The sequence below is a fragment of the Pseudolactococcus raffinolactis NBRC 100932 genome (assembly GCF_001591765.1).
GTDB classification, from domain to species: domain Bacteria; phylum Bacillota; class Bacilli; order Lactobacillales; family Streptococcaceae; genus Pseudolactococcus; species Pseudolactococcus raffinolactis.
On the sequence record NZ_BCVN01000022.1, the window covers coordinates 20,249 to 35,332 of the forward strand.

The window sequence follows — 15,084 nt, forward strand, 5'->3', positions numbered from 1 at the left end:
CTACTTTCAACTTCTTAAATTAATTTTTCTTTCAAATATTTTCCCGTATAAGACGCGTCAACTTCAGCCACTTCTTCTGGTGTACCGACTGCTAAAATCGTGCCCCCACCAATACCACCTTCAGGCCCTAAGTCAATGATATGATCAGCCGTCTTAATGACATCTAGGTTATGCTCAATGACCACAATCGTATTGCCTTGCTCAACTAAACGATTCAAGACTTCAAGCAAGGTGGCGATATCCTCAGTATGTAAACCAGTTGTTGGCTCATCAAGGATATAGAAAGACTTACCAGTCGAGCGTTTTTGCAGCTCACTTGCCAGTTTCATCCGTTGGGCTTCACCGCCTGAGAGTGTCGTGGCAGGCTGTCCTAAGGTGGCATAGCCTAATCCGACATCGACAATCGTTTGTAGTTTCCGTTCAATCTTTGGAATGTGTTTGAAGAAGTCAACCGCATCAGACACGCGCATCTCAAGCACCTCTGAGATATTTTTCTCTTTATAGTGCACCTCTAAAGTCTCCGAGTTGTAACGTCTACCATGACAAATTTCACAGGGCACATAAACATCTGGCAAAAAGTGCATTTCAATTTTGATAATCCCATCACCAGAGCAGGCTTCACAACGCCCACCTTTGACATTAAAGGAGAAGCGACCTTTTTTATAACCACGAATCTTGGCTTCATTGGTATTAGCAAAAAGATCTCGAATATCATCAAAAACTGATGTGTAAGTCGCGGGGTTAGAACGTGGTGTACGTCCGATTGGGCTTTGGTCAATATCGATCAAGCGCTCAATTTTTTCATAACCTGAAATTGACTTATATTTACCAGGCTTATCACTGTTATGATTGAGTTTTTGCGCCAAAGCTTTTTTAAGAATGGCATTGACTAAGGTTGATTTACCAGAACCAGAAACGCCAGTTACTGCTGTCATCACACCTAAAGGAAAGGCAACGTCTAAGTTTTGGAGATTATTTTCTGCTGCGCCTTTAATGATGACAGCTTTCTCTAAATCCAGTGGCCTGCGAACTGCGGGTACTGGGATTTTTCGCTTACCAGACAGATATTGACCGGTAATTGATTTTTTATTTTTAGCGACTTGTTTCGGTGTGCCAGCAGCGATAATTTCACCACCCAGATCACCCGCACCTGGCCCAATGTCAATCAGGTAATCTGCTGCCATCATGGTATCTTCATCATGTTCCACGACGATCAGCGTATTCCCTAAGTCACGCATTTTTTTCAAGGACTCGATCAAGCGATCGTTATCACGCTGATGCAAACCAATCGACGGCTCATCTAAGATATAAAGCACACCAGATAAGTTTGACCCAATCTGCGTCGCCAAGCGAATCCGTTGACTTTCACCCCCTGATAAAGTCCCAGAATTACGAGACAGGGTCAAATAGTCCAAGCCGACATTTTTCAAAAAGCTCAAGCGATCGCCCACTTCTTTAACAATCGGACGGGCGATCATCTCTTCATTTTCTGATAGAGTCAATGCATGAATCAGCGCCAAATGCTCACCAATCGGCAAATTAGACAAGTCAGCAATATCATAGCCTGATTCACCATTCAACTTCACAGACAAGGCCTGTTCGTTCAAACGCTTGCCATGGCAAGTTTGACACGGCAAGGCATTCATATAAGCTCGCATTTGTGTTTTCGTACTATCAGAACCCGTTTCGTAACGTCTGAAAATATTGGGTACAATCCCAACAAAAGCCATGTCCAAATCACGTAGACCAAAATCTCCCTCGTGATAAAAATGGAATAGCTTGTCGCCTGACCCATAAAAAATCAAGTTTTTATCATCTTCTGATAGTTGCTCAAAAGGCGTATCCAAATCAACCTTAAAAGCCGTCATGGCCTGCTCTAAAACAGCTGGATAATAGGTTGAAGTGCCTGAATACCACGGCACAACCGCACCCTCACGGATCGTCTTCGTCCTATCTGGCACGACCAAATCAAGGTCAACCTCCAGACGCATGCCAAGCCCATCACAGTCGGAACACGCACCTTGTGGCGCATTAAACGAGAACAAACGCGGTTCAAGCTCAGGCACAGAAAAACCACAAATCGGACAGGCATAATATTCACTGAACAAGAGCTCATTGCCATCCATAGTATCGATTTTGACATAGCCATCACCCTGACGTAAAGCTGCCTCAACCGAGTCAAACAGACGCCCACGAATCCCGTCCTTAAGTACAATTCGGTCAATCACGATGTCAATATCATGCTTCTTATTCTTCTCCAGCTCAGGCGCTTCAGACACATCATAAACTTCACCATTAACCCGTACACGGACATAGCCGTCCTTTTGGATTTTCTCGAAAATCTTCTTATGTTGGCCTTTTTTTGCTCGGACAATGGGTGCTAAAATCTGGAGCCGTTGCTTTTCAGGCAAGACTAAAACACTGTCGACAATTTCTTCGACAGACTGTGCTGTAATTTTACCATGACCGTTAACACAGTAGGGTGTACCAATCCGTGCATAAAGCAGACGCAGATAGTCATGAATTTCTGTTACCGTGCCAACCGTTGAGCGTGGATTCTTAGAAGTCGTCTTCTGGTCAATCGAAATCGCAGGCGATAAGCCGTCGATACTATCAACATCTGGCTTATCCATGTTCCCAAGGAACTGACGGGCGTACGCCGAGAGACTCTCGACGTAGCGTCTCTGACCTTCAGCGTAGAGTGTATCAAAAGCCAGCGATGATTTCCCTGACCCTGATAATCCGGTCATCACGACTAATTTGTCCCGCGGAATCGTGACGTCAATATTTTTTAAGTTATGGGCGCGAGCGCCATGAATTACGATGTTTTCTTGTGCCAAGTTAGCCTCTTTCACGCATGCTATTTTGAATCACTTTTTGTCTCAAAAGCGACTGTTAACTACCTCTATTATAACATTTTAAGAATCAATTATGATAAATTTGAATTGCCTGCCTAACAGAGCCCTGTCTGTTTCAGATCTTGTAATGTCTCAACCAATCGGGTGATCTCCTCGAAGTTGAGACGGGCGATATTGAGACGTATGGCAGGCGTTTTATCCCCAAATATAAAGCTTGGTAGACACAAAATCCCTACCCCTAAAAAGGCATCCATCTGTTTTTTCGTCAGCGTGTCTGTCGACAATTTCAGCCAGACGTAAAAGCCGCCAGCAGGTCGATGGCATGTGATATCATGACCGATTAAGTCGAAGAAATAAGTCATTCTAGCGCTGATTTTGGCACGCAAACTAGCAAGTTTTTCCTGAAAGGTTATATCTGACAAGGCATAATTGGCCAAAACTTGCGGAAAAATACTGAGTGTCAAATCCAAGTCTTGTCGTGCAATTGATAGCTTTTCTAGCACTGCCGGCGGCGCGCTGATCCAGCCAATTTTTGTCGTTGAGCCAATGATTTTAGATAAAGAGCCGATGTAGATGACATTTTGCGGGTCTAGTTTTTTCAATGGTGGTAAATTTTGGCGCTTGTCAAATGGTAGCAGGCCAAAAGCATCGTCTTCGATAATCGGAATCTTGTAAGTCTGACATAATTTAATTAATGCCTTTCGACGTGCTAAAGACATGGTTGTACCAGTTGGATTTTGAAAGGTTGGATTGAGCATGACCAGCTTGACTCGGTGCTTTAATATCTCCGTCTCAAGTAGATCCAAACGCATCCCCTGATCATCCATTGGCACGCCATAGAGGCGAATGCCCGCTGTTTGAAACAATTTCAAGGCATACAAAAATGACGGCTGACAAATCGCAACTGCATCCCCACTATTGAGTAAAGCTTGAACAATTAAGAAAATCGCCTGATGTCCACCAGAAGTAATCATTAGGTGCTCAACTGGTAAAGTAAACTGATAATCTTGAGCCACTAGAGTTGAGATAGCTTGGCGGAGTGGAAAGTAACCTAGGTCATCTTGATTTTTATCGGCTTCTATGAAGTCCCGCCAATTTGACTGGGGTAGAGCAAAAGCTGGAACCAAATCAAGGGGTAACTCCCCCGTATAGGCATCAATCACCGTATCATCATGTAATCTCGCCTTGATCTTATCTTGTAAACGGCGATGTTCATCTGGTTGCTGCGTTTGGATTAACTGGTGCCAGTCGACGATTGGTTCCTGACTTAGCCCCCATCTATCATCATTGACTACAGTTCCGCTCCCTTGTTGGCGCTTGATAATCCCTTTAGCTTCGAGTTCTGACATGACCCGAACAATCGTTGAGCGATTGACACCGATCAAAGTTGCCAATTTCCGTTCAGAGGGTAATTTTTCACCAGGTAATAATTGACCATTTTGGATACTTTGCGTAATGTGCTTCATAATCAACTGGTAAATCGGTATTTTAGGCGCTCTCTCAATATCCCAATTCATTTGCAGGCCTTTCTTTAAATTGGATGGTTAAAAAACAGTCCAATTGGTTGTTTCATTTAGCATACCAAATGCTAGAATAGAATGCAAGTAAGAAAATTCAGACATCAAACTGAATCATGATGAATCATAAATAGAGGACAGGCATATGAAAAAAACACTGACAATCGCTGGAAGTGATACCACAGGTGGTGCTGGTTTACAAGCAGACCTAAAAACCTTCCAAGAATACGGTACTTTTGGTATGAGTGCCATCACTTCAATTGTTACCATGGATATTAACGATAATTGGTCGCATAACATCGAAACGATTGAACCTGAAGTTGTTGGGCGGCAACTTGAGACTGTTTTTGCGGGCGGCAAGCCTGATGCTCTTAAAACTGGCATGTTAGGCGATATTCGGACGATTGCTGTCGTCCGTGACGCCATTGACCATTACCATCCAAAAAACATCGTCATTGATCCAGTTTTAGCTTGCAAAGGAACAGCTGGTATTCTACTCTCTGAGAATGCTGACAGCATTCGCGAACTACTCTAACCTGTTGCTGCTGTGACGACGCCAAACTTGATTGAAGCTGGTATTTTGTCTGATCTTGGAGACTTGAAGACGGTCGCAGATATTGAAAAGGCAGCAACAATTATCCACGGATTCGGGGCTAAAACAGTGATCATCAAAGGCGGTCGCCGTTTTGATAATCAAGAGGATGAAGCGCTAGATGTCTTCTATGATGGTCATGCGTTTCACTATCTCAAAAGTCCACTCGTCCATACTGATAACAATCACGGGGCTGGCTGTACCTTTGCAGCTGCCATCACCGCAGGCCTTGCCAATGGCAAATCAACTTTGGAAGCCGTAACAACTGCCAAAGCCTTTGTCCATGCCGCCATTACAAATGGGCACCCTTTCAATCAATATCTCGGACATATCTGGCATGGTGCGTATCGGGATCAAGGATATACATTATAAGACTTTAAACGAATGTACGGCACAAGAACACAGAAAGGAAATTCAGAGTATGACAGCTCACACAGTGACCACTATCACACAAAATAAAACGAAAAAAGTTATTTTAGCTGCACTTTTCGCAGCACTGGCTTACGTCTCAATTCAGTCACTTCATGTTGCGATTTTTGCACCAATCGGGGCACCATTTTTCCACGTCGGCAATGCTGTCGTGGCACTTGCAGCCCTCTATTTAGGCTTAGGTTACGGCACCTTTTCAGGCGCCATCGGTCTCGCAATTTTTGATATCGTTAATGGTTATGCCGTTGAAATGCCTGTTGTTTTTCTGGGCAACGTCTTAGTTGCTTTAACCATTCAACTTGTTTATAAAGCGCTATATCGCGTTTTTGGTGACAAACTCTGGTTAGTCACCGTCGCTGTTTCATCAGGAGTCTTAGTTAAACTCTTAACTGATTTTTTAAAAGGTTTGATTCGAGCCTTAGTTGCTGGCGCTAGTTTCGAACCCGCAGCTGCTGCTGCTTTTACCTCGCTCCTTGCCACTGCCATTAATGGAATTGGAACAATTATTTTAGTAACACTTTTGTATTTGCCACTGAAAACCATTCTCTTGAAGGTCATAAAATAAAAAATGAGCACTCATCGACTTGGTGAGTGCTCATTTTTTAGTTGATTACAATTTTATTTTTGATAGCCGTCGCCAGATGGATTTGATCTGCCGTTAAGGTTTGATAAGCATAACTTGGGTAAGCCGTTGTTGGATCAACCGCTGGAATACCATTACCATCATACTGGATGAATGAACCATCTTGGATGATCAAATTGCAGTAACCAGAACTGACTTGTTGAGCATTCTCGATACTATTGATTGCATTTGTCCCAGTACGATACTCTTCTAGTGGCCTACCAGCTGCATCCAATACCGGAATATTTCGTTCAGTCTCTGTAGAATAAATGACTGCTTTTTTTGAAAATGTTAAATTCGGTTCTGTTTTCAGTCGCTCAGCACTTACCATACCAGGGGTCTGACTAGCCATTTTAGCTAAACCAAGGCTATTTTGCCTTGTATTGACGTTTGAAGTGTTGCGAGTTCCTGCGTGGCTGTTGATGTCTGACCACTACCAGCTTGAGCATTTCCTGAAGTTCCCTCCTCGGAATTCTGACTAGAATTATCATTAGTATTAATATCCGTTTTTGAACTAGGTTTGGCGCTTGATTTACTCAAACTAGATTTGCTTGAACTTGATTCTTTTGATCTTTCTGATTTCTTATTGCCTGAACCACACCCCACAAGAAGGCATAGGCTTGCTGCCAATAATAGACCAGCACCAAGTGCTACGGGTTTCATCTTCATCTGCATCCTCCTAAGGCAACTTTCGCTGCCAATTTGCTATTTTATAGTGTTACAATTTCTATCTTACACTATTCGTTAACAAAACCCAAGAATTTACTCAGTTAAACGAATGTTATTTTTTACTATATTAAAAAAAGCGTCCTTAGACACTTTAGATACTTATTATTTTCCCAGATAAGCCATGACTTCGACTTCAACCAAGACATCCTTTGGTAATCGGGCAACTTCGACAGCAGAACGTGCTGGAAACTCAACTTGAAAAGCTTGGGCATAAGCTTCATTAAAAGGAACAAAATTTGACATGTCACTCAAGAAACAAGTCGTTTTAACCACATGATCAAAGTCTGTACCGGCCGCTACTAGAATCGCCCCAACATTTTTCATCACTTGTTGTGTTTGCTCAGTAATCGTTTCACCAACGATCTCCCCTGTCACAGGATCCAATGGAATCTGACCTGATGCAAAAAGAAAATCTCCTACAATTTTTCCTTGAACATAAGGACCAATTGCCCCCGGTGCTTGATCTGTCGCGACTGTTTTAATCGGCATAGTTTTCTCCTCAAATATTTTTTTGATATGATACTCATTCTAGTATAACAAATTATCAGAAAATTTTGCTAACTTGAGTTATAAAAGAAGTCGCTGTTCAGTGAACAGTGACTTCTTTTCTTTATTGATTGCCAATCAAAGCCATAAAACTCGCCTCGTTTTGACCGTAGGCCACGCGCACACGATTAAGGGCGAAGAGACTATCGGCACTACTTGCGAGTCCTGGATGAGTCGTTAACCCAAGTTTATAGCCTGCTGCTTCAGCAAGGGCACCAGTTTGTGCATTATAGCGCCCAGCAGGATAACAAATAACTGAAGTATTTTGATGCAATAAATTATCTAAATATTTTTTTGAATCAATTAACTCAGTGTTCACTGCCTCGTTACTTGAGTACTCTAAATCCGGATGATTGACCGTATGACTACCAATCGACATGAGCGGATTAGATTTTAATGCTAACAAACCATCATCCGCCATCTTATCCTCATTGCCCACCATACCCGTGATAATGAAGAAACTACCTTTCATACCAAGTTCCGTTAAGATAGGCATAGCTGTATCGTGCGCATTTTTATACCCATCATCGAAAGTTATCCAGACGATTTTGTCTGCAGGTTTTTCGTTGGTCGTCAACACACGGTAGGCTTCCTCAGGACTCAAGGTATAATAACCGGCATTCTTTAGCGCAGTCATCTCCATTTTGAACTCATCAGCTGGCACAAATAAGGTATTACCACCGACGACATCTGCGATATGATGATACATCAATATCGGAAATTTAATTGGCGTATCAGATTTCACCCATTTTGGCTCTGGCTTTTCGGTTTCTTCTTTACTGGATATTGACGGCTGAACTTTTTCACCGCTCTCTTCAACGACCTTTTCGGTCACTGACTTCGTCACTTTGATTGGTCGATTTTCAAGCCTTGCTGATTTTCCAGATACCATTTTGAAAATAATCGTACCCACTAAGGCAAGGAGGATGACTACAATCAAAACTTGTAACATTTTTTTCATAGCTATTGATTCCCCTTAAGGTTTCAAACGGTGGAGGAGACGTGGAAACGGAATCGCTTCGCGGATGTGTTCGTTGCCTGTGATCCAAGTCACTGCACGTTCTAATCCGAGTCCGAATCCTGAGTGTGGCACACTACCGTATTTGCGAAGGTCGAGATACCAAGCGTACTCTTCTTCTGACAATCCAAACTCAACTAATTTGGTTTTAAGATACTCATAGTCTGTCGCACGTTCGCTACCACCGATGATTTCGCCGTATCCTTCTGGTGCTAGCAAATCAGCACAGATGACCACATCTTCACGTGTTGGATGTGGTTTCATGTAGAAGGCTTTGATCGCTTTGGGATAGTTGAGGATGAATGTCGGAACACCGAAATAGTTTGAAATCCATGTTTCATGCGGTGAGCCAAAGTCATCTCCCCATTCGATTTTTTCATAATCATTGTCAGCCTGATGCTCTTGTAGCAAAGCAACCGCATCATCATAAGTGATTTTCTTAAATGGTATCTCGATGTATTTTTCAAGGACTGCTACATCACGGTCAAGTTCATTTAAAGCGTAAGCTTGATTATTAACCACCGCTTTGATGATGTGTTTCACGTAAGCTTCTTGGACATCAAGAGATTCTTCATGTGTCGTGAAAGCCATCTCAGGCTCAATCATCCAGAACTCTGTCAAGTGACGACGTGTTTTAGATTTTTCAGCACGGAATGTTGGACCAAAGGTAAAGACTTTACCAAAAGCCATGGCACCTGCCTCAGCATAGAGCTGGCCAGTTTGTGACAAGAAAGCAGGCTGACCAAAGTAGTCAGTTTCAAACAATTCTGTCGTCCCTTCTGGTGCTGAGCCTGTTAAAATCGGGCTATCAATCTTGATAAAACCACGTGCGTTGAAAAACTCATAAGTCGCACGAATGATTTCATTACGAACGAGCATAATCGCATGTTGCTTACGACTACGCACCCACAGGTGACGGTTATCCATGAGGAAGTCTGTCCCGTGATCTTTAGGCGTAATCGGGTAATCAACTGACTCACCAATGACCTCAATATCTGTCACATCAAGTTCGTAGCCAAACTTGCTACGATCATCAGCCTTAACAGTTCCTGTGATTTTCACCGAAGTTTCTTGGGCTAAATGTTTGATGATATCAAACTTAGCAAGGCCTTCTTCTTCGCCAAATTTTTCAATGAAATTTGGTTTGAAAGCAACTGCTTGAAAATAAGCTGTCCCATCACGCAATTGTAAGAAAGCAATCTTACCCTTCCCTGATTTATTGGCTACCCAAGCGCCAATTGTGATTTCTTGATCGACATAATTTTTAACGTCAATGATTGATACAAAGTTTCCCATTTTTTCTATTTCCTACTTTCTGCGGTTCCATTTCATGAGAGCTTGAAACTTGACCTCCGCTAGCGCTCCGTCCAAGCAGGGTCATTCACGAACTATCGTCCGTTCAAAGTCTCAACTAAAATTATTTTACTTCACAAACTGCATAATAATGACCATCCGGGTCCGCAAAATTAAAGACTCGACCTAGGCCTGGTGCTTCTACAATTTCACCGACTGCATCACTTACCGCTGTCACTTTGGCATGCAAAGCGTCAAACTCATTGGCTTGAAACATGAGTGAAGGCACGTTGTCAACGACTTCTGGTGAGACTTCTCGGATGAATGCCTTGGCATATAAATTCAACGTAACTTGACTATCTGCAGCTGGTTTAATTGTTGCTGAGTTGTCATCTATTTTTTGACCGACAAAGCCGATCCCTTGCCAAAATGCTAAGGCGTCATTGATATTCTCAACATAAAGCATGATGGCTAATTCTGATTGAAACATCTTAAATTCCCCTTTGAATTTCTAATTTTAAGCTTCCATATAAGTTTTGAGTCGATTAACAGCATCTACCAAGGTTGCCATGTCAGTCGCATAACTCATTCGAAGATTGTCGTTGGTACCAAAACCTGCACCTGTTACGACCGCAACGCCGGTTTCTTCTAAGATATCATCACAAAAAGCTGTGACATCCGTGAAGCCTTTGATAGCCATGGCTTTGGCTACTTTTGGAAAGAGGTAAAATGCGCCTTGTGGCTTAATGGCTTCAAAACCTGGGATTTCATTGACTAACGGATAAATCGTATTTAAACGTTGCTCAAATTCTGCTCGCATGTTTTCAATATCGGTTTGGTCACCGGTTAAGGCTTCAATGGCTGCGTATTGCGCCACTGCAGACGGATTAGAAGTTGTTTGACTGACGATTTTACTCATGGCGCTGATAATCTCAGGATTCCCCACAGCAAAGCCAATCCGCCAACCTGTCATAGCATAAGTTTTTGATACGCCATTGATAATCAAAGTTTGCTTTTTAATGGCTTCTGAAAGGCTAGAGATTGGTGTAAAGTCATGGCCATTATAAACTAAACGACCGTAGATATCATCAGCTAGGATGATCACATCGTTTTCAACCGCCCAGTCCCCAATAGCCAGCAACTCTTCTGCTGTATAAATCATACCCGTCGGATTTGATGGTGAATTGAGAAGCAAGACACGCGTTTGATCTGTTTTGAGCGTTTCAAGCTGAGCTACTGTTACTTTGAAGTCAGTTTCTTGAGTGCCAACAGCGAACACCGGCACACCACCAACCATTTTAACTTGATCTGCATAGCTAACCCAGTAGGGTGTTGGAATGATAACCTCATCACCTGCATCTAGGACACTGGCAAAGAAAGCGTAGAGGGCAAATTTTGCCCCAGTCGTCACGACAACTTCGTTACGCGCGACACCATAACCGTAATATTTCTCAAAATATGTCCCGACGGCATCTTTGAGCTCAGGTAAACCGCCCGCTTGGGTGTAGAAGCTTGCTTTTCCTGAATCAATCGCCGCCTTAGCTGCTGCTGCAATATTATCAGGTGTTGTGAAATCAGGTTCACCAATGGTGAGCATGAGAATATCACGGCCTTGCGTTTGTAACGCTTTGGCGCGCGCAGACGCTGCTAGTGTAACCGATTCTTCTAAGTTGTTGACTAGGCTTGATAATTTCATAAGGTATCTTCTCCCAACTGCTCTGCAAAATTTTTCGATTACTTAAAATTATACCAAAAATGCCTTGAAAAATCAGCCCTTCTTGTTGATATTCTCAATTTATTCTCAAATATAAAAGGATAGTTTTAACCCTTCACTATTTTTTATGTTATTTTAGGTCACATAGCGACATGACCTTAACCTTTCAGTTTCTTACCTGAATCAAAAGCATATAAAACCATGTCTTTTGTTTGCCAAGCGATTTTGCCATTATAAAGCGTTAAGCTAGCTGTTTTTTCAGTCAACTCACTTTTGTTATCAGCTAGCTTAACAACCTTAATCTCGCCTCCCTTAGCAGGCATCAAAACACCAAAGGCTTGCCCTTTACTATCCTGACCAATGAGACTATAAGTTGTGTCTGTTGTCGTCGTAATTTCAAAGTTTGTGACCTTTTTAACCGGAGTCTTTGCCCTAGCAATGCTAATGGCTTCAGACTTGGCACGACTATAAGGACTCATGGCTTGCATGTAGAAGAAGATTGTCCCGATTAGTAATGACAGGATAATCAAGAGCACGCCAATCCAAATTTGGCTTATTTTTGTCATTCTTTTTTTTCTCATAACTGCCTTTCATTCCTTCCAAAAACTTTTGGTTTCTTGCAAGATATCATCTAACTTGGCAAAGTCCACGCGACTGGCTTGTCGCAAGTTCTTAACCATTTTTTTGGCGTAGGTTTTGCCAGCCAAGCGTTTGTCGAGGATGATGACCACCGATTTTTGGTCTTTTCGACGGTTAACGCGTCCAAGAGCTTGCTTGAGCTGCAAGGTTGCCATGGGCACTGAAAAATCAAAGAAAGGATTTTTAAAGCGCTTGGCATATTTTCGAATTAAAATGTCATCAGGCACTGTAAATGGCAATCTTGTCACAAGCAAAATCAAGTCATCTTGTCGTTCAAAATCGACGCCTTCCCAGAATTTTTTACTGCCTAGGAGAATGGCCTGATCACGTTCATCAAATTTTTTCTTAATTCGGCTAGCATCTTCTGATACATCCGCTTGGAGAAAGTCAACTTCCGCTGCTTCTAAAGCCTGCGCTGTCAGCGCTAGGCTATCGTTACTGGTAAATAAAACAACCATTGACTTGCCGATCTTAGCGACTTGTCGGACTTGTTCTGAGATAAATTTTGCATAGTTTTCAGGAGATTCTGTGGTCACGTCAACACTATCGGTTGCGACATAGACTTGCTGGTTATTGATTTTTTCCAGTGGCATGCGATCAAAAGTATAATCTGTAAAACCTAACAACTCTGGAAAAACAGCCTGTTTTTCAGACATGGCCAAGGTAGCCCCAATCAAATAGGTTTTTGTCGCCTGAGGGATCATGGCTGCAAAGTTCAGAAAGTCAGTCGGACTGGACTTGAGGACATGATTTTGAATCCAGATAAAATCCTCTGGATTTGCTAAGACATCTGTAATAGCCGTTAAATCGAGTTCTTGGGCGTCCAGACGAATTTTGTCAACATTAAGCTGCCGACGTGACAGTTGATGGGTCAGACTTTCTAGTAGTCTCCTGTGTAATTGAGAGGCATGACGGTTAACTTTTACCAGTTCATCTAGAAGCTTGACCGATTTTTGCTGGGCATTTTCTAATATAGAAAAGAGCTGTTGGGCTTCATCTACGACTAAAACTTTGTCTTCAAACATCGCCGTTTGATCAGCAATTCGCTCTGCCAAATAGGCATGGTTCATGACAATAACCTGGGCATTCTCTGCTTTTTTCTGTGTGAGCTGCCAAAAATCCTGTTCAAAATAGAGTTGACCTGGACTCACTGTCCCTGTATGGCGGATACTATCTAGGTAAGCATGGCTGGTCATGGTCAGGCTCAACTCGTCTAATTCACCAGTTTTTGTTTCAGTCAACCAGACCAGAACTTTCATCTTAAAGATTTCAAAGTTCTTGCCGTCATCTGCTTTGTAAAGCAATTTACTGAATTTTTCAAGCGAGATATAGTTAGCCGTCCCAAGTACTTTCGCGAAGTTGACACCAAATTTCGCCTTGAACACAGGTGCTAAATCCTGCATGAGCTGGTCTTGCAAAATTTTAGTCGGCACTGATAAAATCAGCTTTTTGCCTTGACCTAATAGCGTTAGAAGGTAAGCATACGTCTTACCGATACCTGTTGGTGCCTCAATGAAGGAAGCTGATTCATCTGCCAAACGAGCTTTTACTACTTCCGCAAAAGCTTTTTGCTGCGGACGTTCGGCTAAGTTCAGCAGTTTTAAATTTTTCCTAAAATTCTTCTTGACGAGATTTTTGTTTTCTGAAAAATAAGGTTTCAAGGTTGAAATATGATTAACTTTAATCATATCAGCGTGCTTGCGTTTGGCTTCAGGCAATTGTTCTGTAATGACTAATCTTGTTTCATAAATCATGCTGTCAGCGTGCTGCTCAATTTCTGTCAAGACATTTTTAGGCAGATGACGCATTTTCTCTTGAAGTTTAATCAAAAGTTTCGCTGTCGCATAGGCATCTGATAAGGCTTCATGGGGTTTATCATGCTGCAAATTCAGAACACGTGAGAGGGTCTCTAGCCCATATTTCTCCAGAGTTGGGAAGAAAACCCTTGCGAGCTCGACCGTGTCGACTCTAGGCATGTCAAGGCTGACGCCATGTTGTGTAAAGGTACGAGCTAGGAGGTGGTAGTCAAATTTGACATTATGTGCGACAAAAACGCAGTCACGCAGAATGGCGGCAACATCAGGTAAGACATCAGAAAAATCAGGCGCGGCTTGTGCTTGAGCCGTCGTGATGCCTGTTAACATGGTGATATGGTAGTCCAGCGCCTCGTGGGGGTTGACGTCGGTCTGATAGGTCTGTGTGATTTTGCCGTTTTCAACCACGGCAATGCCAATCTGGATAATTTTACTCGTGTGGCTAGCGCTTGTCGCCTCTAAGTCCACTACTGCGTATTTGGTCATAGTTTTCGTTTTCTATTCATGCAAAAGATAAGTTGAATCTATTATAACATATAATGATTTTTGATATAATGAGGGAAACAAGCAATAACAAGAAAAATCACTTGCTACTGCTCTATTCTAACGTTGTATATCTCAAAGGAGTCGCTATGAACATTAAAATGGTAACCAACCCAATCGCCTACGAAAATACTTACTTTTTATCCAACGATGAGGCAACACTCGTCATCGATCCCGGCAATGACACAGATTCAATTCTCAGTGTCATCAATGACATCGCAAAACCTGTCGCAGCCATTCTATTGACGCACACCCACTACGATCACATCATGAGCGTCGAAGCCGTCCGCAAAGCAACAGGCGCCCCTGTCTACGTCAGCCCACTTGAAGCAGATTGGCTCTATACGCCAACGCTTAACCTCTCAGGCTTACCGCGTCATGAGCATGATCTTCCTAACGTCGTGGTCAATGCTGCAGAACACACGTTCACAGCAGACACAACTTATCACATCAGTGGCTTTGACTTCACTGTACCTGCCACACCGGGTCACTCCCAAGGTGGTGTTTCTTTCGTTTTTGAGAAAGAAGAAATTGTCTTCACAGGAGACGCACTCTTCCCAGGTACAATCGGTAGAACAGACCTCAATACAGGGGATATTGACACACTTAAAACCTCTATCAAGACCCAACTTTTCACACTGCCTGACAACTATCGCGTCTTCCCAGGCCACGGCCCACAAACTAGAATTGGTGCTGAAAAACTGCACAATCCGTTTTTCTTAGATTAATACGTTAGGTAAAAAACAGAGCATGATTTCGCAGTCATGTGT

General features: G+C 42.6%; 13 protein-coding genes and 1 pseudogene. 3 read left to right on the forward strand and 11 right to left on the reverse strand.

All coding sequences use genetic code 11. From position 1 onward, the window contains the following. Positions 1-14: 14 nt before the first annotated feature. Together uvrA and LRA01S_RS07215 are read right to left on the reverse strand one after the other, a co-directional pair. A complete protein-coding gene (uvrA, locus tag LRA01S_RS07210; RefSeq protein WP_061774965.1) occupies positions 15-2,840 on the reverse strand; it encodes an excinuclease ABC subunit UvrA in 2,826 nt (941 codons plus the stop codon). 113 nt (positions 2,841-2,953) lie between these two features. Beyond that, the gene (locus tag LRA01S_RS07215) at positions 2,954-4,375 is read right to left on the reverse strand and encodes an aminotransferase-like domain-containing protein (RefSeq protein WP_061774966.1); all 1,422 of its coding nucleotides are present in this window, start codon (positions 4,373-4,375) and stop codon (positions 2,954-2,956) included. Positions 4,376-4,520: 145 nt separating this feature from the next. On the opposite strand from LRA01S_RS07215, the pseudogene thiD reads away from it, so the two are divergent. After that, positions 4,521-5,339 (forward strand): annotated as a pseudogene (gene thiD, locus LRA01S_RS07220) (bifunctional hydroxymethylpyrimidine kinase/phosphomethylpyrimidine kinase). A gap of 49 nt (positions 5,340-5,388) precedes the next feature. Further along, entirely contained in the window at positions 5,389-5,961 is a 573-nt protein-coding gene (locus tag LRA01S_RS07225) for an ECF transporter S component (RefSeq protein WP_061774967.1), read from the forward strand. 37 nt (positions 5,962-5,998) lie between these two features. On the opposite strand, the gene LRA01S_RS07230 is transcribed toward LRA01S_RS07225, so the two are convergent. From LRA01S_RS07230 to LRA01S_RS07270, 9 genes are all read right to left on the reverse strand, one after another. Continuing rightward, positions 5,999-6,370 carry a hypothetical protein gene (locus LRA01S_RS07230; protein WP_061774968.1) on the reverse strand — a complete coding sequence of 124 codons (372 nt, stop codon included), beginning with the start codon at positions 6,368-6,370 and terminating at the stop codon, positions 5,999-6,001. Between the two features lie 5 nt (positions 6,371-6,375). After that, positions 6,376-6,687, reverse strand: coding sequence for a hypothetical protein (locus tag LRA01S_RS07235; RefSeq protein ID WP_061774969.1), 312 nt, complete (start codon positions 6,685-6,687; stop codon positions 6,376-6,378). Positions 6,688-6,849: 162 nt separating this feature from the next. Then, the gene (locus LRA01S_RS07240; RefSeq protein WP_061774970.1) at positions 6,850-7,236 is read right to left on the reverse strand and encodes a RidA family protein; all 387 of its coding nucleotides are present in this window, start codon (positions 7,234-7,236) and stop codon (positions 6,850-6,852) included. 121 nt (positions 7,237-7,357) lie between these two features. Then, complete coding sequence (locus LRA01S_RS07245) at positions 7,358-8,254, reverse strand: polysaccharide deacetylase family protein (protein ID WP_061774971.1); 897 nt, start codon at positions 8,252-8,254, stop codon at positions 7,358-7,360. 15 nt (positions 8,255-8,269) lie between these two features. After that, positions 8,270-9,607 carry an asparagine--tRNA ligase gene (gene asnS / locus LRA01S_RS07250; protein ID WP_061774972.1) on the reverse strand — a complete coding sequence of 446 codons (1,338 nt, stop codon included), beginning with the start codon at positions 9,605-9,607 and terminating at the stop codon, positions 8,270-8,272. Between the two features lie 121 nt (positions 9,608-9,728). Next, positions 9,729-10,094 (reverse strand): VOC family protein, encoded by a 366-nt coding sequence (locus tag LRA01S_RS07255; RefSeq protein ID WP_061774973.1) that lies wholly within the window; start codon positions 10,092-10,094, stop codon positions 9,729-9,731. 27 nt (positions 10,095-10,121) lie between these two features. Beyond that, a complete protein-coding gene (locus tag LRA01S_RS07260; RefSeq protein WP_061774974.1) occupies positions 10,122-11,300 on the reverse strand; it encodes a pyridoxal phosphate-dependent aminotransferase in 1,179 nt (392 codons plus the stop codon). Between the two features lie 176 nt (positions 11,301-11,476). Next, entirely contained in the window at positions 11,477-11,884 is a 408-nt protein-coding gene (locus tag LRA01S_RS07265) for a cell wall elongation regulator TseB-like domain-containing protein (protein ID WP_061774975.1), read from the reverse strand. A gap of 24 nt (positions 11,885-11,908) precedes the next feature. Beyond that, a complete protein-coding gene (locus LRA01S_RS07270; RefSeq protein ID WP_061774976.1) occupies positions 11,909-14,257 on the reverse strand; it encodes a helicase C-terminal domain-containing protein in 2,349 nt (782 codons plus the stop codon). 146 nt (positions 14,258-14,403) lie between these two features. Here LRA01S_RS07270 and LRA01S_RS07275 point away from each other — a divergent pair, with 146 nt between their 5' ends. Next, complete coding sequence (locus tag LRA01S_RS07275) at positions 14,404-15,042, forward strand: MBL fold metallo-hydrolase (RefSeq protein WP_061774977.1); 639 nt, start codon at positions 14,404-14,406, stop codon at positions 15,040-15,042. Positions 15,043-15,084 lie beyond the last annotated feature (42 nt).